The sequence below is a fragment of the Mucilaginibacter mallensis genome (genome assembly GCF_900105165.1).
Taxonomy (GTDB): Bacteria; Bacteroidota; Bacteroidia; order Sphingobacteriales; family Sphingobacteriaceae; genus Mucilaginibacter; species Mucilaginibacter mallensis.
Window position 1 is genome coordinate 3120309 of the sequence record NZ_LT629740.1, and the last position, 25008, is coordinate 3145316.

At 41.2% G+C, this 25008-nt stretch carries 14 protein-coding genes; 6 read left to right on the forward strand and 8 right to left on the reverse strand.

Annotation, left to right across the window (positions count from 1 at the left end; genetic code table 11):
- Positions 1 to 3: 3 nt before the first annotated feature.
- The 7 genes from BLU33_RS12835 to BLU33_RS12865 form a co-directional block, all read right to left on the reverse strand.
- Positions 4 to 1548 carry a glycoside hydrolase gene (locus BLU33_RS12835; protein ID WP_232009264.1) on the reverse strand — a complete coding sequence of 515 codons (1545 nt, stop codon included), beginning with the start codon at positions 1546 to 1548 and terminating at the stop codon, positions 4 to 6.
- A gap of 53 nt (positions 1549 to 1601) precedes the next feature.
- Positions 1602 to 3086 carry an RICIN domain-containing protein gene (locus BLU33_RS12840; protein WP_091373326.1) on the reverse strand — a complete coding sequence of 495 codons (1485 nt, stop codon included), beginning with the start codon at positions 3084 to 3086 and terminating at the stop codon, positions 1602 to 1604.
- A gap of 98 nt (positions 3087 to 3184) precedes the next feature.
- Entirely contained in the window at positions 3185 to 4870 is a 1686-nt protein-coding gene (locus tag BLU33_RS12845) for a RagB/SusD family nutrient uptake outer membrane protein (protein WP_091380490.1), read from the reverse strand.
- 10 nt (positions 4871 to 4880) lie between these two features.
- Complete coding sequence (locus tag BLU33_RS12850) at positions 4881 to 8069, reverse strand: SusC/RagA family TonB-linked outer membrane protein (protein ID WP_197684498.1); 3189 nt, start codon at positions 8067 to 8069, stop codon at positions 4881 to 4883.
- Between the two features lie 405 nt (positions 8070 to 8474).
- Positions 8475 to 9794, reverse strand: coding sequence for a vanadium-dependent haloperoxidase (locus BLU33_RS12855; RefSeq protein ID WP_091373330.1), 1320 nt, complete (start codon positions 9792 to 9794; stop codon positions 8475 to 8477).
- Positions 9795 to 13007, reverse strand: coding sequence for a VCBS repeat-containing protein (locus BLU33_RS12860; protein WP_197684499.1), 3213 nt, complete (start codon positions 13005 to 13007; stop codon positions 9795 to 9797).
- Between the two features lie 444 nt (positions 13008 to 13451).
- Positions 13452 to 17579 carry a two-component regulator propeller domain-containing protein gene (locus BLU33_RS12865; RefSeq protein ID WP_091373336.1) on the reverse strand — a complete coding sequence of 1376 codons (4128 nt, stop codon included), beginning with the start codon at positions 17577 to 17579 and terminating at the stop codon, positions 13452 to 13454.
- A gap of 440 nt (positions 17580 to 18019) precedes the next feature.
- Between BLU33_RS12865 and BLU33_RS12870 the strand changes: the two genes are divergently transcribed.
- The 3 genes from BLU33_RS12870 to BLU33_RS12880 are packed head-to-tail and all read left to right on the forward strand — an operon-like array spanning position 18020 to position 21084.
- On the forward strand, positions 18020 to 19063 hold the full coding sequence (locus tag BLU33_RS12870) for a sugar kinase (protein WP_091373339.1): 1044 nt from the start codon (positions 18020 to 18022) through the stop codon (positions 19061 to 19063).
- On the forward strand, positions 19060 to 19719 hold the full coding sequence (locus tag BLU33_RS12875; protein ID WP_091373342.1) for a bifunctional 4-hydroxy-2-oxoglutarate aldolase/2-dehydro-3-deoxy-phosphogluconate aldolase: 660 nt from the start codon (positions 19060 to 19062) through the stop codon (positions 19717 to 19719). Before BLU33_RS12870 ends, BLU33_RS12875 begins: the two co-directional genes overlap by 4 nt.
- A gap of 18 nt (positions 19720 to 19737) precedes the next feature.
- A complete protein-coding gene (locus BLU33_RS12880) occupies positions 19738 to 21084 on the forward strand; it encodes an MFS transporter (RefSeq protein ID WP_091373344.1) in 1347 nt (448 codons plus the stop codon).
- 207 nt (positions 21085 to 21291) lie between these two features.
- On the opposite strand, the gene BLU33_RS12885 is transcribed toward BLU33_RS12880, so the two are convergent.
- Positions 21292 to 21912 carry a YhcH/YjgK/YiaL family protein gene (locus BLU33_RS12885; protein ID WP_091373347.1) on the reverse strand — a complete coding sequence of 207 codons (621 nt, stop codon included), beginning with the start codon at positions 21910 to 21912 and terminating at the stop codon, positions 21292 to 21294.
- 185 nt (positions 21913 to 22097) lie between these two features.
- Between BLU33_RS12885 and kduI the strand changes: the two genes are divergently transcribed.
- From kduI to BLU33_RS12900, 3 genes are all read left to right on the forward strand, one after another.
- Positions 22098 to 22928, forward strand: coding sequence for a 5-dehydro-4-deoxy-D-glucuronate isomerase (kduI, locus tag BLU33_RS12890; RefSeq protein ID WP_091373350.1), 831 nt, complete (start codon positions 22098 to 22100; stop codon positions 22926 to 22928).
- Positions 22929 to 22953: 25 nt separating this feature from the next.
- Complete coding sequence (locus tag BLU33_RS12895) at positions 22954 to 23769, forward strand: SDR family oxidoreductase (protein WP_091373353.1); 816 nt, start codon at positions 22954 to 22956, stop codon at positions 23767 to 23769.
- Positions 23770 to 23879: 110 nt separating this feature from the next.
- On the forward strand, positions 23880 to 24923 hold the full coding sequence (locus BLU33_RS12900) for a LacI family DNA-binding transcriptional regulator (protein ID WP_091373355.1): 1044 nt from the start codon (positions 23880 to 23882) through the stop codon (positions 24921 to 24923).
- The last annotated feature ends 85 nt before the right edge of the window (positions 24924 to 25008 follow it).

Genomic DNA, 25008 nt, shown 5'->3' on the forward strand with positions numbered 1-25008 from the left:
ATGCTATTGAATAGTTCCGGTTATTGTGGTGATTGATTTACTTTGGATTGATATTTTGTTTCCTGCACCAACCATGGTTTGCGAATGCAGATCTGTCGATGCAGATGTGATATATGCCCTCGTATCTGATATTTTATTGCTGCCGGCATTTAAGCTCACAGACACATCTTCAGCATTATTATTAATAATTACGATGATAAGCTTCTTACCATCCTTAAAAGCAGATGTAAGCAATGGACTTTTCAATGAAGATTCACCTGCAACAGCCGCATCAATCCTTATAGCTCCAGGCCTGATGAATCTGCTGTAATTACCCATAGCCCAAAGCATTTTACTGGTATAGAAATTACCGTCGGTTTTATTCTGATCTACATAGATAAGGCCATCCTTATAATCAACCGGAGAAATAGCTGTCCACCATTGCCAAGCTGAGGCATTAGCCGCGGTGAGATCGGTATGGATAACTCTTGCCAAGTACAAGGCCGCATCAATACCCAGATCGCGTTTATTACCGTCTATTTCGCCGGCATTATTGCCGAGGATACAATATTCTGATTCCCAGTAGGACAATCCCGGGACATCACTTACAGCCTGGGTCAACTGTTGCCGCAATTTTATGGCTGATGACATAGGTGATGTAGTAAAATAGCTATGCGCTATGATGGTTTTATCTACATTTTTCAGGTCGCCGATATAATCGGGAGATCCCGTCTTAAAAAAATCATTGATCTGGTTTCCCTTGGCGGGTTTGTCGGCTGCAGAAAATAGGTATGTAATACTGCCTGCTTCGCCAACTAATATTTTTGATTGAACTTTATTTTGAGTGAATGATTTGTCAATTGAACGTACCAAACCGGCAATTTCCGAATTGGTATATGGGCAGCCTTCCTGGCCGCCATCGCTCCAATCCCATTGCGGTTCATTTACCGGGCTGATATAATTAAACTCGATCCCTGCTGCTTTTTTAACTCCCTTTACCACGGTTGACAGGTAATTTGCGAACGCGTCGTATTTATCGGCAGAAAGGTTTGCTTTCCCGCCAGTGGCATACGCTTTACCATTAATAGTAAAATTTACCGGCGGACTATTTACAAAACCCAGGAACTGTTTAACTCCCCGCGTTTTGGCGGCTTTTAAAAACCATACCTGCCCGGCCTGGTTTCCCCAGTTATAAGTTCCATCAGCATTTAAAAATGATGCAGATCTGCGCCATTCGTTTTTAATACCGCTATTATCTGCCTGTTGCGTGCTGCCTGCGCCTATATTAAACCGCCATAAGGATAAGGCAATACCTTTAGGTGAACCATCAGCGAGTGTATCCTTACTAAAAAGCAGGTCGGCTATTTTATTCATTTTTTCTTTTGGCCAATTGCCAATAAACTGGCACGACCATGCATCCGATGCGCCAAAATTATCCATATGCTGATAAGTTTTGTTCAGATCGACATTTACAGTAACTACACTATCCTGGCCTTTTGCAAAACTGCAGCACAGCATTAACGGTGCAATTACCGGTATAAGTTTTTTTATAAAATTAGTTATCATCATGTGTAAAAAGCGTGGTATCACAGCATAAAACTGTGATACCCGCCTGTTTTATTTTATTGTTGTACAATTTGCCATTGCTGGTTTGTGCCACTATTCGATGGCCATTGAATAATGCCTGCACCGTTTACGGTTGATGCGCCATTTACATCCAGCACATCGCCGCTGTTGCGGTTTGTAACTTTATATATGTCGGTTGACACAGCCGTAAGCTGCCATTGCTGGTTATTTGCTCCCGACCATGGATATTGAATAACGTTTGCACCGCTGGCTGTTGAAGCACCACTAACATCAAGTGCATATCCACTGTTTCTGTTAGTGATCTCATAATAACTGCCATCGGTTGTAATTACCCATTGCTGGTTGTTTCCGCCATTTTGCGGCCATTGAATAATGGCTGCGCCACTGGCTGTAGAAGCACCGTTCACATCGAGTGCCTGGCCACTGTTAATATTCAGAAAACGGTAGTAAGCGCCGGTATAAAACACATCGGTGCCACCTGTACCCACACCCCAGGCATATTTTAACCTGCTTAAGCCCGATGCATTGGTATTAGAAAGCGTTGTGCCACTCAATGATTGCATGGCATAGCTATCACCATTACGAATGCCCGGCCAGTATACAGCACCCATACCCAACGTGCGCACTTCATTAGTCATACCTTGTATGTAAGCGTTATCCTGGCTACCGCCGATAGCACCAGTATAATTTATGCCACTGTTCATGGTATCGCCAAACTCCGTCAACACTGCACGGTTACCATAACTGCCTACATTACCTTTAAGCCTGCTTTCCCATTGAGCTGCTGTAGTAAGGCCGCCACTGCTAAAAAAGGTATAATCATGTATAGATAGCAGGCAATTAGTAAAGCGGCTATCTGCTCCTACGCCTGTAATATCCTGTGCATATGATGTACCATCAATAAGTATATGGCCTTGCGGTACGGTTGGATAATTGCTTAGCCATTGCGCGCAAATGGTAGTCCATGCTGATAAGGTATAGCCATGTGGCTCGTTAAATATCTCAAAGTACACATGTGAGTTGGTGCCGTATTTATTTACTACGGTTTGCCACATCGACCAGAATTGGGTGGTGTTATCAATCAGCCCGTCTTCTGATGACGATCCCTCCCAATAACCTACTATAACATTCATTCCTTTGCTCACTGCTTCGTCAATAACACCGGTATAGGAATTCCACCAGGCTGTTGATACAGTGGAATAATTAAGCGGAATACGGATAGTATTAGCCCCCGTATTGGTTTGCAGGCTTGTAAGTATAGTAGAAGCTTTAGAGGTTACTGTAGCATAACTATCAGCTGATGTTAAACCACTTAACACTAATATAGTGTCGCTAAAGTTATCACCATCACAAGCCCAGTTAACTCCTTGCAACGCCTGGCCCGCGGTTAAGCTTAGCGTTTTTCCCACTTTTGCCGACTGGCCTGTACTGGCAACAGGAGCAACTTTGGCAACTTCGTCCTTTTTACAACCGGCCAATAATAGCCCGGCGCATACAATCAAATAAATAACTCTTCTCATAATATCAAGTTTTAGGTTTTAAAATTTGTTTTAGACATGAGTATAGAAGGGAAGCCCGATGATGGGCTTCCTTTATTTGTACAAGATTTGTGAATGGCTTAATAGCCTGGGTTTTGTTGCAATTGACCACCGGATGCCTGTATTTCAGTTAATGGTATAGGCAGCCAATAATGTTGCGGCAGGAAAGAACGGTTAGCAAGCGATATTTTCCGTGCATAGGTATAACCTGATGGGTTTGCAGCGTTAACTGTAACACTCACACCATATGCCGGTACGTTTTCTGTTTGCATAGCAATTTTCCATCTGCGCACATCATAAAAACGGTGCTCTTCAAACGCAAGTTCGATTCGTCTTTCATGCTGAATAGCTGTACGCATATCAGTTTGTGACAACCCGCCTGGCAAAGGAGGCATATTTACTGATGCCCTCGCCCTGATGCTATTGATGGCAGCATAAACAGTCGCGTCTGGGCCTGATGCCTCATTCTGCGCCTCCGCATAGTTGAGCAATATTTCGGCGTACCTCATGTAGATCCATGGTTGTCCGCCTGCTACACTCCATGGGTTATCAATAGGATAGGCATCATTCATAAATTTCCTTAAGTAATAACCGGTTTGGCTGGCATTCCAGTTTGATGGCCCTTGATTACTGTCTTTTCCACCCGGTAAATAAACATCCACAGTGCTACCCCTGTAAGGTGCTTTATTGTATAGAATAGTAGCATAAAAACGAGGATCACGTTTTACATAAGGGTTTTGCGGATCATAGCCAGATGTTGGATCGGTTATGGATTTACCATTATCCATATCATAATCATCTACCAGGTTCTGGAATGGTGTATTACCAGCCCAACCATCATAGCCATTTGGCCCGTTTGATATTTCCATACAAACATGCCTTGCCGTATTTACTACAAATAAACGTTCGAAAATGATCTCGTTATCATTAGGCGATAAAAATAATTGCTGGTAACCATTCTGAGATAAACTGTATTTCCCCAGATCCATAACCGCCTTAGCTGCTGCTGCTGCATCTTGCCAGGTACCTGCACTATATAAAGGGCTGGCTGCGTATAACAGCAACCTTGATTTCAACGCCATTGCAGCACCTTTAGTAGCTCTGCCCAATGCCCATGTAGAACTATTATTTAAAGGTAATTTTGCTGCGGCATCATCAAGCTGTGCTGTTGCATAGGCAATGGATTCCTGTATAGTTGCACGTTTAAAAAGCGCAGGATTTTGCAGATTATCAGTTAGCTGACTAACCTGGTCGCCTATCAACACTATACCGCCATAGTTACGGATCAAATCCTGATACCTGTAGGCACGTATAAATTCAAGCTCACCGATCAGTCTGTTCTTATGGCCTGTGCTTAAGGGCAGGCCGTTAATAAGGCTTAACGCATAATTACAATCACGTATACCTGCATAGCTACGGGCATATAGTGTACCTAAAAAGCCTGTATTGTTTGCAGCCATTTGTCCCTGCTCAATCAACCATGAACCATTATCGGTATTATACATTGATTCATCTGTAACCGAACTGGCCATAGCATATTCAAAGCCACGTCCAAATCCCGGAGGCGATCCTTCGCCCTCATTAACGCCTACTTGTTCGCCTAAATACCTGTTTATTACATAGGCTTCAAATAATGATGTATCAGATGTTATGGATGTGCCTGTTAAACGATCTGTTGGATTAAGATCGAGAAAATTCTTTTTACATGCTGAGAACAATAGCCCTGAAAGGACTAATAAGCATGATATTCTTTTTAGCGGTTTCATTGTTTTGGTTTTATAATTTAACATTTACACCTACGTTAATAATTTTTTGTTCAGGGTAGAACTGACCACTGCCACTGGTGCCTTCAGGGTCATAATCTTTAACCTTAGTAAAGGTTAACAGATTAAAGCCGCCTACAAATAGCCTTAATGACGCGATGTGAAGTTTGGAAATTACTGATTGAGGAAGTGTATAACCTAATTGTGTATTCTTAAGCCTTAAAAAAGCTGCGTTGTTCAACCAAAAAGTACTTGGGAACGAGCCGCCGCTTACTGCATCTGAAGCCCTGTCTGAAACGCGGGGATAAGTGCCGTTTGGATTTGTCGGACTCCATGCATTATTAGCCCATGAGCTGTAATAGTTACCGATTGTTCCTGATTCAGGCAATACATACTGACTAACTTCTGCTTGTCCTGAAAATAAGATCGACAAATCAAAGCTCTTGTAAGCTGCATTTACAGTAAAGCCGTAAACAATTTGTGGTATGTTACCATATTTAGTCCTGGTCTGGTCGGCAGCCGTTATTTTCCCGTCATGGTTATAATCCTCATATATTAAATCGCCAACCTGTGCTCCCGGTACGTGAGGTATACTGTTTAATTGTGCCTGTGACCTGAAAATACCGATCGCATTGTATAATAAATAGTTATTTAACGGGCCACCTATTTGTGATTGGTAGGGTAAAGTACCGGATGCTTCATCTATATAAACAATTTTGCTTTTTGCATAAGTAAAGTTGCCCGAAACGCCCCAACTAAATTTGCCCGGGTGATTATAGCCCAGCGTGCCTTCAAAGCCATTGCTGTTTACTTTATCTATATTTTCTGCAGGAACAATATCGCCATTATATGGGTTTACGATACCGGATGTGGCCGGAATAGACCCGTTTTTATAACCCAATATATTTGACCTTACCTGTCTAAAGTAAATAGCCTCCAATGTAAAGTTATTTAAGAAAGTTGCGTTGATACCTATGTCTGTTTTCTTAGCAGTTTCCCAGGTAATATTCGGATTAGCCAGCTTAGTTAAATTAATACCCGGCTGAACAGCAGCTCCCGAACCATTATCAGTTACAACATAGTTGCTAAAGGAAAAGTTATCAAAGTATTGGTAAGGCCCAACAAGATCATCACCTAATACACCATATGATGCCCTGATCTTCAGATCATTTATGAAACTGATAGTTTTGGAGAACCAATCTTCTTTTGAAATACGGTAACCCGCAGATACTGAAGGAAAATAACCCCACTGATGCCCGGGCGCGAATAAAGAAGAACCATCAGCACGAAACTGCCCTTCCAACAAATACTTTTCATCATAATTATAAGCCAAACGGCTGATCACGCTCTTACGATTATAATCAAAGTTCCCGTTATTATCACTGCTGCTGCCACCATTTGTAGCATCAGATGCAGCGGTTCCACCTTCCGATAGTTCTGGAGTGGTTGCTGTAGGGAAATCATTTTTCTGAGCCCAAAAGTAACTGTAAGTAGTTTTACTTTGCTCATAACCCACAAAAGCATTTACATCATGCTTGCCAAATTTTCTGGCATAGTTCAATTTTATATTTGAAGTTATTAAGGATTGGTTAAGCTGTGATTGAAAAAGAGAAGCCAAACCGTTTGGCCCGCCACCCTCAATGCTTGGTGTATAGATATTAGTTGTACTGTTATAACTATAAACAGTGTAAGGAACAGAAAAAACCTTGCTTGAAGTTCCTGATTTATCAGCGGAAAAGAAACCGTCTATTGATAGGCCTTCAACTCCGGGTATATCATAACTGGCCTTTAATATGCCATTAAATGTTAATGTAGGATTTTGATTGGTTCCTCCAATACTGGTTCCAACAAGTGCTGGGTTCACCTGGTCAATTCCCGTAGTAGGTAAACCATTAGGGTAAAAACCTGCCGAAGTTGGATATGACCTGTAAATTCCGCGAAAAATACTAGCTGCGCTTGTGGTTGGATACTGGCGATCTTCCTCCCTGCCTGACAACGATAATCCGATTTTAAAGCCTTTAGCAACATTAGCATCTAAATTAGATCTCACATTATATTGATGATAGTTAGTTGCACCATCTTTGTAAAGGCCGTCCTGGTAAACCGTACCTACTGATGTAAAATATTTTACATCATCATTCCCACCAGATACTGTCAGGCTATTCTGATTTTGGAGGGCCACACTTTTTAAAGTTAATTTTTCCCAATCGGTATTTGGATAATTAACCGGATCCGAACCATCTTTAAATTTTTGTATCTGTGCGGCGCTATATACCTGGTTCATACCATTGGTAGGTGAATCATAATAACTGATATCGTTAACTATTTGCGCGTAAGTAGCAGCATCAGCCATTTTTGGCAAACGTGTAGGCGAGTCAAAGCCTTGATTAAAGCTGTAAGTAACTGTTGCCTTGCCTGTTTTACCATGTTTTGTAGTGATCAGGATTACACCATTCGCAGCCCTGCTTCCATAAATAGCTGCAGTTCCGTCTTTTAATACAGATACGCTTTCAATATCATTCGGATCCAATCGTTCCAAACCACCAATCTGTCCGGGAACGCCATCTACAACCACCAATACATTATTGCTGCCGGTAGTGGCAAGTCCCCTTATTAAAATGCTTGAACCATCATAACCAGGTTCGCCCGAAACGTTATTGGCTATAACGCCCGATACCCGACCGGCAAAAGAGTTGGAAAGATCCGGTTCAGGGCTCTTAACCATATCAGCACCTTTAATAACAGAGATGGATCCTGTTAAAGTCGCTTTTTTCTGTGTACCATAACCTACTACAACCACCTCATTCAGCGACTTTGAATCAACCTGCAGGCTTACCTTAATATTGGTTTGGCCCTTTAAGGCAACTTCCTGGCTTATATAACCCAGATAGCTAAATACCAGCATACCTGAAGAAGCATCGGGCACGGTGATGGAAAAATCACCATTCCTGTCGGTAATAGCCCCCGTTCCAGTACCTTTGAGTGAAACACTTACACCCGGCAATACAGCCCCCCTATCGTCAGTTACCTGCCCGTTTATGTGAACACTTGCAATCTCTTTTGGAATTTTGTTAGCTGCAAGGGCCATAGCCGGTTGCACGCAGGTGATACAGCAGGCTATTGCCATGCCGGTAAACAAGCGTAAACGGCCGGGGAATTTTTTCCTGTGCGGAGAATACGTGATTTGTAAATTTGATTTCATAATTTATTAATTGGTTTTAATTTCTTGCCGCTATCATCGGGACCTTGCATCAATCAGCAGAGAAAAGTAAAAAAATCACTTTTTCCTGAGCGTTTAATGTTTTGAAATGGTAAGCGGCTTTAATTGGTTAATTAAAGGCTAAGTTGGGAGATTTTTAACTGATGAGTTAGGGGGTAATTCTGCAATCTAACGGGTCAAATTCAGCAAAAAAGGACGAAAATAGCTATAAAAGAGCTTTTTTTGCTTTTAACCCAATTTGGAGACTATCTTTTGTGCACTGGTTGGTCAAGTTTTTGCAGTCTAAAACTCAAAGCATATTTATGCAGCCGGCAAGTCTATCTTAACTTGTCGTTACCACTATTAAAAAATAGAGTGGAACACTCTATTTTTTAATAGTGGTAAATTTCATTTTAATTTACCCAGCACCCAATTGCCCACATTTGTACCTTGCTTAAGGCCATTGTTTATAGCATCCATAAAATGGATACCACCCCAGAATCTCGAGATGGCAGCTTCCTGTGCAGCTTGCTTGAATGAGCTGAATTTTCGTGGAGGGATACCGAAACTCTGTTCCACATTATCGGTATAGGCAAAATTATCCCCGAAATAATGGGTAAGGATAACTGAAGATGTAGCTGATACCACGGAGTGCCCACTAATATATTCAGGGAATGGTGGGGTTTGCAACAATGGTTTCCAGTTAGGATCGATATATGTCCGGATAGCTGTTTCGGGGCGGATGCGGTTGGTACGATATTTATCTTCCCAGCAGCAGATAAAACCATCCAACAAACCGATGGCCTCCACGGTATTTACCTGTATAGTTTTTGAAAAGCCGGCTTTTGTTTTTTCACAGGCGATATTGGCTATGCCCATCCAATGCGCCCCGGGTGAGATCTTTTTTAAACCAATTAGCATATGCCCGTCATTCTGTACCGCAAAGGGATTACAATCCCAGAAGTTGGCGATGTTCTTTTCTTCCTGTGTTAGGCCATTGCCGCTTTTGGCGTAGCTCAGTAATAGGTATTTGTAGAAAGCGGAATGTTTATCGGTGGAAAACGGTATCGGCGCATCAGGTACAAACTGGGCTGCGGAATCAAGCGTTAAGGGTCTGATAGTATTAAAATAAGGTTCAACCGGCGACATGTATGAGGGCGGTGTTGGATCCCAGCTTCCCGGCGTACCTGCCGGGGTGTAACGGCGGTAATTGCTGATGCGGTTATATTTATCCGCCTTGGCATAGGCCAGTATCTTTTTGCTGATGATCTGCGCGTAGCTTTGCGAGCTGTCAATCGTTTCCTCATCAAAACCAATGGCTTTGCAGGAGTCAATAAACTTTTCTTCATTCTTTAACATCAGCGTACTGCCTGATGGCTGTAGTTTTTCGGCGGTTTTATACATGGCCAATACCGCGCTTAGCTGGTAATTGTAACCTGATAGTTGTTTAGGCTTACTGATAACCGGATATTGGTTTAATACGCCGTACATGCTTTTAACCTGTTTATCATTTTCTGATACAACCTCATAACCCGACAAACAGGTATAAGCAAAGAATCTGGCTGCCAGTGGCGGATTGGTCACATCATGGATCATTACCGCGCTCATTTGGTGGATTACCTTACTGATATCACGGTTCGTTAATATGCTATCCTTTTTATGGTTGTGGCAGCTGTTTGTTATGGTAATTAACAATAAACCGATTAGGATACTATATATTTTTTTCATTTATTTCTCTTTGTAAGCCAATATCCCATTTCCGTTTATACCGAAGAGCAAAGTATTATTGATATCTATTACGCTCCTCACATCGCCCTTTAGTTTAAAGCCCGATTGTAGCTGTGGGATGTAGGTAAAATTGCCTTTACCATCGCCTTTGAGCAGCACTCCGTAATTGGCATCGTATTTCCCAAAATGGATACGTGCCTGGTTCATGTTACCGCAAAGTAACAGGTCATCTTTCCCATCATGGTCATAATCCAGTGTACTTATGGTATATATGGGAGCGTACTGTGCCTGTAATGGCAGGGTTACAGGGTGAAGCTTTCCTTTTATATTGCTGATGAATAGCATAGTTGACAGGGTATTTGCCGACAGGTACTTCGCCCCCTTCATTTCCTCGGGTGTGAACACCTCGTTTATAGTAGCATCCGCATAGCTTTTATAATCCGGAAAACGCCCACGCATCATACTGATCTGGTCGAGCAGTTCATCACGGGTTACGCAGGGGTAGCTTTTATGCTGGATATAAAAACACAGTATAGGGTCAACCGAGCCATTATCGTCAAAGTCCTTATAGTACATTTCAGCGGGTTCGGTATCCGAGGCCTTACATTGGGAGTTTAAACCAAGATTGCCCACAAGCAAATCCGGGTGACCGTCGTGATTGATGTCGCTTACCTGTAAACAATTCCACCAGCCTGTATATTTTTTGTCGAAATATTTAGCAGTGGCGTCAGTTAGCTTTCCGTTTGTATTTTCAAAAACCGTAACAGGCATCCATTCGCCCACTATAACCAGGTCAGGCTTTTTATCACCGTTCATATCTACCCAGGCAGCGTCGGTTACCATACCGATGTGTTTTAAGGCCGGGTTGTATTTATTCGTCTCATCGGTAAAATGCCCTTTGCCATCATTGATCAGGATATAGCTTTCAGGTGTTTCAGGGTAACGACCGGGAACTACTCTGCCGCCTACAAACAGGTCTATTTTACCATCACCATTAATATCTGCTGCTTTTACACAGCATTTGCTGCTCAGCATTTTAGGCAACGCGTTATTTGATTTAGTGAAGTTGCCTTTGCCATCGTTAATGTACAGTCGGTCCTGCAGCAACGGGTCATCCGGCGCATAATCGCCATAACCACCCGAGCAAACATACAGATCAGGCCTGCCATCGCCGTTAGCATCAAAAAAAATGGCCGCCGCATCAGTACTTTTCTTATCGGCTTCAAAAGCGGGTTGAGGTTTTAAAATAAAGCTGCCATTTTTTTGCTGAATATACAGGCTGCCTGCTTTGCCATTCGTTCCGCCAACATATACATCTTCCAAACCATCGCCATTCACATCACCTTTTATTACACATGGACCTGAAAAGGAAAGCGGGTTTACCAGCAACGGCTGGCGTTTAAAATCATTGGTGGTATTTATTGTTTCATGATAATTTACGGGCGATTTTACCTCCGAAAACAATGGCTTTACTGCTGGTGGTTCGCTGTAATTATTTGATGCATCCTTTTCATTGAGCGTGATCTGCTGATCCCCTTTTACGTTTTTCAATAGCTGGGTTTTACCACGCTGCCAGATGATCCTTAAGGAATCCACCTGTTTGTCTTTACCTAAGCCAAAATGCAATACCGGTGATACGCTGGATTCATAGCCGCGGGTAGGCATTTGCTCCAGGTATTGGTGTTTATTGCCGCTGTAAATAATGACCTTTGCACCTATCCCCTGCGTGTTCTTATCCGCCCCTTTAAGGTTGATGGATAGGTAATGGTTCCCATTTTGTGTTGTGGCCTGATTCTGATAAATAAAGGCTGGTTTATTGATATTGTTCACCACCAGGTCGAGGTTGCCGTCGTTATCTAAATCGGCATAGGCTGCACCGTTGCTGTTTGATGGTTGATTGATACCCCAATCGGCACTGGTATTGGTAAAGGTGAGGTTGCCATTATTTTTAAAGAAATAGCTCTCCACATCTGATGAGGGCATCTGGCTCACCAGGTTCAGCAGGTCCTGCCGCATTACCTGCCTGTTCTGCAGGTTATCGCCCATGAATTTCAGGAAATCCATATTGGTATAATCCCGGGTATAGCCATTACTCACAAACAGGTCCTTCCAGCCATCATTATCATAATCAGCGAACAGCGGCGCCCAGCTCCAGTCGGTGTTTGAGATCCCGGCCACCTGTCCTATCTCGCTGAAAGTATTATTACCATTATTTACTTGCAGCATATTGCGCATATACTGGTAGTAGAAACCCGAGCGCAGGTTCAGGTTAAAGGCCTCATAATTATCGCCTCCATACAATAGCTTCTGCCGTCTATTATCTTCAGGGAGCATATCCAGCGTATAAATATCTGGGGTAAGATCATTGTTGATATCGGCAATATCGTTCCCCATCGAATACAGCGAAGTGTGACCAACCTGCTGTTGAAGCTGATCTGTAAACGTGCCGTTGCCATTGTTGATATACAGCCTGTCGGGCACGCTGTAATCATTGGAGATATAGATATCCGGCCAGCCGTCACCATTTACATCGGCTATACCGGCAGCCAAACCATAGGATAATGTTGTATTTATGATGCCTGCCTGTTTAGTTACCTCAGTAAAATGGCCATTATCGTTCCGGAAAAGTCTTATGCCGGCTTCGGTGTCCGTTTTGCTCATCAGCTCTTTTACCGAGGTATTGTCAAGTGTGTTGATCCGTTTGGGGTTGTGGTTAACTAAAAGAAGATCAAGATCACCATCCCTGTCATAATCGAAAAAATAGGCCTGTGTACTGGATGACGGAAAATCAAGACCATACTCAGCAGCCATTTCTTTGAACTGGGGCACACCATTCGCATCGTTCCCCTGGTTAATAAATAATTGATTTACCCGTTTCTCAGGGCTTATCTTTCCCGAATAACATACATAAATATCCAGCTTACCATCCCCATTGATATCAACCAGCGTCACTCCCGTTTTCCATGGGCCGGGACGGCCTACTACACCCGCCTCATCCGTAATATCCTGAAACTGCATATGCCCCTTGTTAAGGTACAGCTTGTTATCAACCATGTTGCCTGTAAAATAAATATCCTGCAATCCATCACCATTCAGGTCGCCTACTGCTACGCCACCGCCGTTATAAAAGTATTCGTACATCAGCACGTTAGTGTTCAAACCCTCTGTTAACGTGTTGCTAAAGTCGACGTGTGTTTGGTCGGATGGCAGCAATTTAAAAAGCGTGTTTTTGGGGACCTCACTGTCATTGCTTGAGGGGGTTGATTTGCAACTACAAACACAGGATACAAACCCCAAAATTACCAAGCAATTTAAAACGATAGAAATGCGCTTCTTTAAAATTGAAGGCAGTAGCGGACGACATAGGGGTTTTCTTGTAATCATTTGCTTTATTTATGCTACAACTAAATTAATTGTATACAAATTTCTATTAAATTAATGAAATAATTCAATTAGTGAACTATTCAGAACACCTTATCAAGATCATTCAAATTTCACAGTTTATCCTTTGGAAAGGACTGGTTTACACTGGCTAATTGGAAACTAAACTAAATAATTAAAACTAAATACTTTAGGGGTAATCTCGGCAATCATACGGGGTAAATTAAGCAGATGATTGAGAGATGCCGAAAAAGCATATATAACTTGCTTATACACCTACTTTTGATTTTTTATAACATCCCGGTTAATAGTCAAATCATTATGAAAAGAATCACGGTATTTCTTTATATAATCTGATGGATTTAAACCGAACAGCTTGGCAAATTGCTCCCGAAAATGCTTAGCATCAAGGAAACCCACCTGATATGCAGCTTCCGCAATAGTACAATCGCTGGTTAACAATATTTCGGCGGCTTTTTTTAACCGTATAAAGCGGATAAAGCTATTAACCGATTGCCCCGAGATGGATTTAATTTTCCGATAAACGTTCGAATGGCTCATCCCCATTTCCCCGGCTAACATCTTAATCGTAAAATCAGGATCGTTCAAATGGCAGCCAACGATATCTATACATTTTTGTAAAAACTCTTTATACTCCTGGGATATTTTTAGATTATTTGGTTTCAGCGTTATCTCATTGAAAAAATATCGTTGAAGGTTATTCCTGGTTTTAAGTATACCTTTCACACGTGCTATCAGCATTTCCTTTTCAAAAGGTTTACTGATATAATCGTCAGCACCGCCTTCAATTCCTTTCAGCTTAATTTCAGGTGCGGTAATAGCCGTCAATAATATAACCGGTATATGGCTAAGATCGGGGTCCTCTTTTATGCGACTGCATAGTTCTATTCCGCTCATACCCGGCATCATTACATCGCTAATAATAATATCGGGCATTAATTCAATTACCATTTTTAAGCCGGATTCTCCATTATCAGCCTCATATACAATATATTCCGACACAAAAACCTGTTTAATATAATCGCTTATTTCCTTGTTATCTTCAATAATGAGCATGGACTTAAAATCCGAGGTAATTTCTGCAGCAGCAGGCAAAACTGTATCAGGTACAACTTGCATATTATTGCCATCATCCTCTGCCATCAGTTCGTTAAAGAAAACAGACCTTTGCGGGGCTTCTTCTATTATTGATGCTGATCTTAAATGCGATGCTCCTTTAAGCAGTTCCAGGTTAAAAACCGTTCCTTTCCCGGCTTCACTTTCGTAGCTTATTGCGCCACCATGCTGCTCGGCGTAATTTTTCACCAGGAATAATCCTATCCCCAAGCCGCCTTTTGATAAGGTATTATGCTGATACTCCTGGTAATATTGATGATAAAGCTTGTCTCCGGCCGTTTGCGCTATACCACATCCTGTATCCCTCACCTGTATATTAACCTTATCGTTCGTCTGGCTTATACTCATCTCCACTTCTCCGCCAGGCTCCGTGAATTTTACAGCGTTTGACAACAGGTTAAATAAAACGATCTCAATCTTTTCGCGATCGGCTATAATTTCTATGTACTCTTCGGTACAATTGTATTCAAACTTTAGTTTCTTCGCATTTGCCTGATGCGTGAAGCATAAAAAAACCTCCTTGCTCAGATCAACAATATTAATTTTTGCCAGTTTTAATTCGTCCGCATCTGCATCCGCCTTTCTAAACAATAGTAGCTGGTCAACCAAACTTAGCAGGCGTTTGGCATTGCGGTTTATGGTGTTGAGATTTTGCTGATCAATATCATTACCCCCTGTGTATAAAATCTCTTTCAGTGGATTAATGATCATGGTTAGCGGTGTTCTAAACTCATGCGAGATATTGGTAAAGAATGATAATTTCTTTTCGTGTAGCTCCTTTTCCTTTTCAGTTTCAATATGGGCCAGTTTTACCTCATATTTCAACTTAGCCTGCCGGTTATTATAAAAGATATAGCCATAAACAGCGGCTCCAAAAAGCGATATATATATAAGATAAGCCCACCAGGTAAGATACCACGGCGGCGTAATAATAACTACTATTGATCTTCCTTCATCATTCCATACCCCATCGTTATTTGATGCCTTAATGCGAAAAACGTATCTGCCCGGATTTAAGTTTGTATAAGTGGCTTTACGCTGATTGCCAACATAATTCCATCTTTTATCAAACTCTTCCAGCTTATACGCATAACTATTCTTTTCGGTGTGGGTATAATTAAGCGCTACAAATTCAATAGAAAAAACACTTTGGCTGTACTTTAAAACTATTTCTTTCGCATTTTGAATGGGTTCTTTAAGCGGACTGTTATCACCCGGGATAACCGACTTATTGAATACCTGCAAATCGGAAAAATATACAGGTGGCGCAACATTATTGTAATTAATGGCCAGTGGATCAAAGGAAACCAGCCCTTTATTACCACCCAGCAGGATCTGATGATCATTTACTTTACATATTACAGAATTGGCAAACACGCCATCGCCCTCATCAAAGTTGATCACTTTCATTGTGCGGGGATCAAAACACGATATACCTGTTTCAGTTACTATCCATAATTTACCGTTCACATCCTCCACTATCTGCTTAAATACATTACTGGCAAATCCATCATTTTTTGAAAAAATCTGGAAAGAGTCTGTACTCCTGACATATTTGTTTAAACCATCCTGCGTACAGATCCAGACATTTTTATGTGAATCGAGGAATATGTTATGAATATCATTATTGCTAATATGTCCTACCTTTTTATCATTAGCCAAATAATTATAAAACCTTTGCGATGATTGTACAAAGCGGTTCAATCCACCACCTTCAGTACCTATCCAGATATCGTTGTCAGCATCTTTTAACAAACAATACAAATGATTATTACTCAGGGTATAAGGCTTGTCTTTTTGATTAAAATAATGACTAAAAGTGTTAGTTTGGGCATGATAAACTTTAAGCCCGGCATCTGTAGCAAGCCAGTAGTTACCTGGGGTTGCTTCTAAAATATCCCTAAACACATCCTCATTAAAAAAGCCTCCCAAACTAGAATGATGTGAATGGTGCGTAAACTTCCCGGTTTTATCATCATATTCATCAAACCCAAATTCGGTCAGATCCCATAATTTGTTACTGGCATCCAGGTACAGTTTGTTTATAGAGTTACTGCCGATACTATTAGGATCATCGGAGTGCAAAAAGGTTTTGGATGCATTAGTATTTAACTGAATAGCGGTTAAGCCATTGGCTGTGCCCACCCAAACTACATTGTTTTTAACCAATATACTTTTTACGAGCCGTTTTTGGTTCGAAAACGGATAAAAAGCAAATTTATATTGTTTGCTGTCTAGCTTGGTTAGACCTTCCATTGAGCATATCCAGATGATCCCGTTATTATCACGAAACAGGCCTGCCTGCTGAAAACTTGTTAGGTCGTTAATTTTTTGCCAACTTTTGTTTGCTGAATTGAACCAGTAAAAGCCATCATTACCAGCCAGGATCATTAACTGATGACCTAAATTTAAAATCCTGAAAACGCTTTGATTTTCCTTGTCAGGAGACGGATACGATGTAAACTTGCTTGTTTTTACTTCAAATTTAAATAACCCTTTCCAGTAAGTGCCAACCCAGATATCGCCGTTTTCATCCATGCAAAGGCTCCATACATCATTCGGATTTCTTTCATTCGCTTTTTGAACCTGGGGAAAGTTGATAAACTTTTTAGTATACCTGTTAAACTTGTTAAGCCCGCTGCCCCAGTTGCCCAACCAAAGGTTATTGGCCCGGTCCTCTATTATCGCATTAACAGATTTACCTTTTATGGCATTTGCATCGGATGGATTAGGCTGAAATATTTCAAAACTCTTAGTTTTCTCAATAAACCGGTCAAAACCATCATCAGTACCAATCCATATATTATTGTCCTTATCAGCCAAAAGCGACCATATCTTATTATTGCTCAGCGCGCCGGGGCCTTTATCCTGGTGACTAAACCGCTTAAATTTTTCTGTAAATGGATCAAGTAAATTCAACCCATCAAGTGTACCCACCCATATCCTACCTTTTTTATCCTCAATAATGGTGTTAATATAATTATTGGTAAGGCTTGTACTATCACCCGGGATGTTAACGAAGGTTTTAAATGAATAGCCATCGAAGCGACAAAGACCGTTTTCAGTTCCTACCCAAAGGAAACCACTCTTATCCTTGATAGCGCAGGTAGTACTATTTGATGGAAGACCGCTATTTATTCCATAAGCTTTTATTGCATAATTTTTAAGCTTGGCTACGTCATTGTTCTGAGGTTTATTAAATTGGGCATATCCTGTTTTTACTATCAAAAGCATAAACACAAACAAACCAATATTTAAAATCCTCATTGAATAATTTTAATTGTTTATAAAATGGTTATTATGGTTAACGCGGCGGTTAACTTATTAGTAAATATATCCAAATAGCTTTAACATAAAAGTATAATTTCAACCAAAGTATTATTTTGGCCATTTATCATAATTAACACTGTAAATCCGGTAATAAAGGCTTAATAACGCCTATGGCTTATAATACATGTCAAATTAACATATATTAATCCTAATTAAAAAGGGTTTTACATATTTTTTTAATATTATAATATTTACAACCTGCAAGCTCTTAAAAAAGGGATGTATTTATAAAGAAAAACATAAAAACTATCTCGCCACTATAACGATGGAGTAAATAATAACTCCATAAAGTTTGAAAGGGTGATATTTCAACATATTTTTGGAGTTAACTTCGGATAAAAAACGATTCGTTAAATCCTGCTATCTGTAAGCTGCCAATGGATAAACAATTTAATAAAAAAAAATACACGGGTTCTGTACTATGCTTTGGCGAACTGTTATTCAGGATAAGCCTTGATGCCGGTGGCAATTGGTTAAAAAATAATGCAGTGCCATTTTTTATGGGCGGCGCCGAGCTGAATGTGGCCACGGCCCTATCCTTATGGGATGTACCCTCGCAATATTTTACTGCACTGCCTGATAATCATATGTCGGCGCAGATCACAGTCCATCTTAAAAGCAAGGATATTGATCCCTCAAAGATCTATCATCATGGCGACCGCGTTGGCTTATATATACTAACCAAGGGTGCCGATTTGAAAAATGATTCGCTGATCTATGACCGTGCACACTCAGCATTCGCCGAACTAAAACCGGGAATGATAGATTGGGATAAAGTATTGGATGGCGTAAGCTGGTTCCATTTCAGCGCTATATGCCCTGCCATCAATCAACATGTGGCCGATGTTTGTAAGGAGGCATTAATAGCCGCATCTGCAAAAGGCATTACGATTTCTATTGATTTGAACTACCGCTCAAAACTATGGCAATATGGTAAAACACCTGTACAGGTAATCCCTGAACTGGTGCAATATTGTGACCTGGTGATGGGTAATATATGGGCCGCTGAAATTATGCTGGGTATCCCGGTTGAGGAAGGCTTGCATGCTGTTGGGCAAAAAGCCAAATATCTGGATGCCGCTTTACAAACATCAAAGCATATTACCGAAAAGCACCCAAAATGCAAAGCTGTTGCCAATACCTTCAGGTTTGATAATAACGAAGGGATCACCTATTACACCTCCTTATATACAGGCGGCGAATATCACAGCACTATTGACCACGCAGCCCTTAAAATAATAAACAAAGTAGGCAGCGGCGATTGCTTTATGGCGGGCCTCATTTATGGCTTTTATAATAGCCATGAACCAGCCGAAATATTGGAGTTCGCCACTTTAGCAGCTTTTGATAAGCTATTTATTGATGCCGATGCCACGTCTAAAACCGTAGAGGAAATTAAAACTACAACTATTACCAAATGAGCAACCACGAAACCATACTTGCCGGCATTATAACTCAAGGTATTTTACCCCTGTTCTTTTATGAAGATGCTGAGGTGAGCCTGCAGGTTACACGTACATTATACAGGGCCGGTGTTAGGGCTATTGAATATACAAACCGCGGCCCGGCTGCCCTTGAGAACTTTAAAGTACTTAAAAAAGCACAGCAAAGCGAAATGCCCGAGCTTCACTTGGGCATAGGCACCATAAAATCAGAACAGGAAGCAAGGGATTTTGTGGCTGCAGGCGCTGATTTTATAGTTGCACCCATTGTAAACCCAGCCGTAGCAAAAGTAGCCCATGAGCATGGCATACTATGGTGCCCCGGCTGTATGACACCTACCGAGATCTACACGGCGCAGCAAAATGGTGCGGCTTTGATCAAGTTATTCCCGGCCAATATTTTGGGGCATTCATTTTTAAGTTCGATAAAGGAATTATTCCCAGGGCAATTATTTATGCCCACAGGTGGTGTTGAACTGCATATTGAGAACATCAGCAACTGGTTTAAGGCCGGGGTTTGCGCTGTAGGCTTGGGCAGCAAACTCATTACCAAGGATGTATTGACCAAAGGATTATACGACCAATTATATAACGATACTATTAAGGCGATGGAGCTTGTAAAAGCCGCCAAATAAGTTAATATCTACCGAATTATGACCAATGAAACCAAGGTTGGAAACTACAGATGGGTAATAGCATCTCTGCTCCTATTTTCTACCACCATAAATTATATGGACAGGCAGGTGATCAGCTATGTGAAGGATTATTTCTGCACACCCATAGCCAAAGGCGGTTTCGGCTGGACGGATAATCAATACTCTTACGTTACCGCGTGTTTTACTGCATTTTATGCAGGTATTACTGTAGTTGCAGGTTTGGTTATTGATAAAATAGGCACCAAAATGGGACTAGCGTTATCGCTTATTATATGGTCGACTTTTGGTATCCTGAATGCTTTTGCAGGTAGCTCAGTTGTAGTACATACCATTGTAAGGAGTTTATTTGGCATTGGTGAGGCAGGAAATTTTCCAGCATCAATAAAAACAGTTGCCGAATGGTTCCCTAAAAAGGAACGCGCACTGGCAACAGGCATTTTCAACAGCGGATCCAATATCGGCGCTATGATAGCGGCCCTGTTTGTGCCCTGGTGCCTCATTCATTGGGGCGAAGCTACAGGCTGGAAAATGGCTTACATTATAACCGGCGCTGTTGGCTTTTTATGGCTGATATTTTGGTTCTTATTATATAATCCGCCTGCTAAATCCAAGTATCTCACAAAAGAGGAATTTGATCTGATACATGAGGACGACCTGGTTGTACATGCGGCACCATCCGAAGATGTGGCCCTGCACGAAAATATCTCATGGGGGAGATTATTCAGGTATCCGCAAACATGGGCATTTTTCTGGGGTAAATTCCTTACGGATGGCGTGTGGTGGTTCCTGTTATTCTGGTTGCCAGACTATCTGAAAAAGCAATTCGGTATGGATGTTCATCATATTATGTGGCCCACCTTTACCGTATACTTCATCTCTATCTTCGGCAGTACTTTCGGCGGCAACCTACCCCGCATGATGATCAATCGCGGCACACCTGTATACAAAGCACGTATGCGTGCCATGTTTATTATTGCACTATTTCCTTTGTTCCTGCTATTAACACAATACTTTGGCAATAAAGCAGTATTTGGCGACTATGCATCTATATTGGCCATCGCGGTAATTTGCATCGGCGCAGCAGCACACCAGGCATGGTCAGCAAATTTGTTTACCACGGTATCTGATATGTTCCCGAAAAAAGCCATTGGTTCAGTAACCGGTATAGGTGGAATGGCCGGTGGTATTGGAGGTGTGTTGATTCAGCGCTTATCAGGTATACTAAATACCTCCTACCCTAAAGATGCTTACCTGATCATGTTTACCGTATGTGCATTAGCATATATAATAGCGTGGACTATCATCAGGCTGTTAACTTTAAAACCGTCAAAAATTGCAGTATAACGGGTAAAGATTAAATATTGCTTTGCGATTAATCTTATAAAAGAAGATTTAACCAAATTAAAAGATCATGTCATTTCGAACGAGGTACGAGGAGAAAACTTCTGCTGTAGACTCAGCACACGAAAAAGATTTCTCACTAACGTTCGAAATGACAGTAGTTTTTTAGAATTTAACGTACAACAATTTCAATCTTACAATGCGCTGTGCTTATTCAGCATATTTAATCTTTATAACTAATTTCTTATCAGAATCGTAACCATCAACTTTAATATTGGGCTTATGCACTTCGGATGGGAAGAATAAATAGAATACGCTTGGCGTTGCCAGGTAATATTTACCATCCGCGGTGTAATTTGCGCCATCCTTTTTATCATCATAAGGAACAGTTACGGTAGCGGTAGCTATAGGGCTCACCCCTATCGTTTCCTCCCCCTTAATCACATATTGCAGGTCGATGTATTTACGGTGCGATTCCCATTTAGCTACATCAGGTGTACGGGTAGGCATATCAGTGATAGATGCGTAGGCATTTTCTCCATCAATTGGGTATTTACCCGGTGCTAATTTTGCCAGTTTCGCGGTATCAGCCAAAAAGGCGAAGCATTTATCCCACATAGTTTTATTGGCTTCGTACTGGCGTTTAAACTCAACGCTGTTTATATCAGGGTAAACTTTAATTTCAAGGTTTTTGGCCCATACTTTACTTTTAACCCACTTATTTGCAGCCTTTACTTTACTGGGTGAATCTGTTTGCGCAAAGGACGAATGGCTCGCGAAAATTAATGCAATAAATAGCGCGATCTTTTTAATATTCGGGAAGATGTTCATAGTTAATGATTTATCAATTGGTGATTTGAATTATCAATTATACAAGCTAACTCGTTAAAAGTGCTAAATTAAGCGCTGATTATTTACTTTAACGTTTGAGTAGAAATATGGATACAATGTCTTTCTTATTATATCATAACGTTGTAGACTTGTAATTGCAATTATATAATTTAAATCATACACCCTTGAAAGTATTACATAGCGTACACCCGGATGATTTTAAAACCTATCAAACAGCTTTAATAAGAGAGCGTTTTTTGATAGACAAACAGGTTCAGCCTGATCAGATAAATTGTGCCTATACGCATTATGACAGGATGATCGTAGGCTTTGCTAATCCTGTAAATCATCAACTGGAACTACCTAATTACCCCAACTTGCGTGCGGAGTATTTTTTAGAGCGCCGTGAGATCGGCATCATCAACGTTGCGGGTGATGGTATAGTTACTGTCGACAGTGTAAAGTACAATCTTAAAAAACTGGATTGCCTGTACATTGGCAAAGGCACAAAAAGGGTAACCTTTGAAAGTAAGGACGCAATGACTCCGGCTGTATTTTATATGCTCTCTGCTCCTGCTCATGCGGTATATCCAACCACATTATTAACTCATTCCGATGCGGTTAAGGTAACACTAGGTTCAGCATCAACAGCAAACCATCGCACAATAAATAAATACATCCATTTAGAGGGCATAAAAAGTTGCCAACTGGTAATGGGTTTAACTATTTTACATGATGGCAGTGTATGGAACACCATGCCTTCACATGTACACGACCGCCGTATGGAAGCTTATTTTTATTTCGATGTTCCCCAGGGTCAAAAGATCTTCCATTACATGGGTGAGGGCAACGAAACAAGGCATATCACCATGGATAATTACGATGCCGTAGTATCGCCACCATGGAGCATACATTCAGGCAGTGGTACAGCAAGCTACAGCTTTATTTGGGGTATGGCCGGCGAAAACCTGGATTATACCGACATGGACCCTATTGCTATAACCGATTTAAGATAATCATCACCAAATTAAAACTACAACATTGGAAAATAAATTCTCATTAGCCGGTAAAGTAATTGTTGTTACCGGTGGCACAGGCATATTAGGCAACTCATTTATCAACGGCATTGTTGAGGCTGGCGGCGCAGTAGGTATTTTAGGCAGGAACGCGGCCGTAGCCGAAGAACGTGCAGCAGCAATCAATCAAAATGGTGGTAAAGCTGTGGCTATGGTAGCAGATGTTTTGGATGAAGCAGAACTACAAACCGCCAAAACCAAACTACTGGATACTTTTGGTCGTTTAGATGGATTAGTAAACGGCGCAGGTGGTAACATGCCCGAGGGTGTTTTGCAAAATGAGGATGACATTTTTAAAATGAACATTGCCGGCATGAAGCGAACCATGGAGGTAAACACCTGGGGAACCATCATCCCTACACAGGTTTTTGGTGAAGCTATTGCCCAAACCGGCCGGGGTAGCATTGTGAACATTTCTTCCATGAACTCAAAACGGGCCATAACCAAAGTATTGGGCTACAATATTGGTAAGGCAGCAGTTGATTGCTATAACCAATGGTTTGCGGTTGAACTGGCCAACCGTTATGGCGATGCTATCCGGATGAATGCCCTTGCTCCCGGCTTTTTCCTTACTGAACAAAACCGTAACCTGCTTACCAAGCCAGAAGGTGGCTATACCCCCCGAGGCGAGCTCGTTATCAAACAAACACCATTTAAACGTTTCGGTCACCCGGATGAATTGATCGGCGCGCTGGTATGGCTACTGAGCGATGCATCGCAGTTTGTAACCGGTTCAATGATCTGTGTTGATGGTGGATTTTCTATTTTTGGCGGCGTGTAACCCTGCTTTTAAGTACAGATTAACTTTATTTATCTTTAATTTCTTATGTTTACTTTTTGGGCATAACCAATGGCCCGGTATTCATAATTAATTTGTTTAAATAGGATAAGATGAACTTTGGGGCAGTTACCATTAAAGATATCGCGAAGGAATTGGGTATATCAGCTTCAGCAGTTTCAAAAGCGCTGAAAGACAGTCATGAGATCAGTGAAAAAACAAAAAAACTGGTTTTAGAATGTGCCAAAAAACATAACTATCAACCTAACCCTATGGCCCAAAGCTTAAAGCGAGGCAATAGTAAATCGCTGGGCATAGTTATCTCGACCATTGATAACCAGTTCTTCTCGCAGGTGATAAATGGCATTGAATCGGTCGCATATAGCAAAGGATACAATGTTATCATCACCCAAACACATGAATCATATGACCTGGAATTATCAAATGTTAATCACCTTACAGTAAGGGCAATTGATGGCCTGTTGATCTCCCTGTCAACAGAAACAAGGAACCTTGATCACCTTAAATATTTGCATGATAAGGGCCTGCCCATTGTATTTTTCGACCGTGTAACGGATGAGCTTGAAACACATAGCGTTATTGCCGACAACTGTAAAGGAGCATATGAGGCTACCAAACATTTAATTGATGTCGGTTTTCGTAAAATTGCGCATGTTACCAGTTCACCGCATGTATCTATTACTGCTGAACGTTTGAAAGGCTATAAACTCGCCCTGGAAGAAAACAATATCCCCATTGATGAAAAATATATAAAATACTGCCTGCATGGGGGCCGTGACCTGGCCGAAATCGAGAATGTGCTGGCTGAACTCATTCAATCAACTGATCGTCCCGAAGCTATATTTACGGCATCAGAAAGAATAACAACAACAACGTTGACGATTTTACACAGGTTAGGTGTTAAAATACCACAGGATATTGCCTTATTGGGCTTTACCAATACCCATCTGGCCGAAGTTTTAAATCCATCACTAAGCGCTGTATACCAACCAGGGTTTGATATGGGCAAGAAAGCTACCGAAATGCTGATCGGGCTTATTGAAACTAAACGCCCAATTACCGAATTCCAAAAGGTGGTATTGCCTACTGAATTGTTTATCAGGGATTCATCACAACCAGTGCTTATTTCTAAATAAATTGAATATAATAGCTACTGCAACGTTTGAGTAAATAATAATACGCCAAATGTTGCCTAAGGCTAACAACTGTCCTACATTTGGT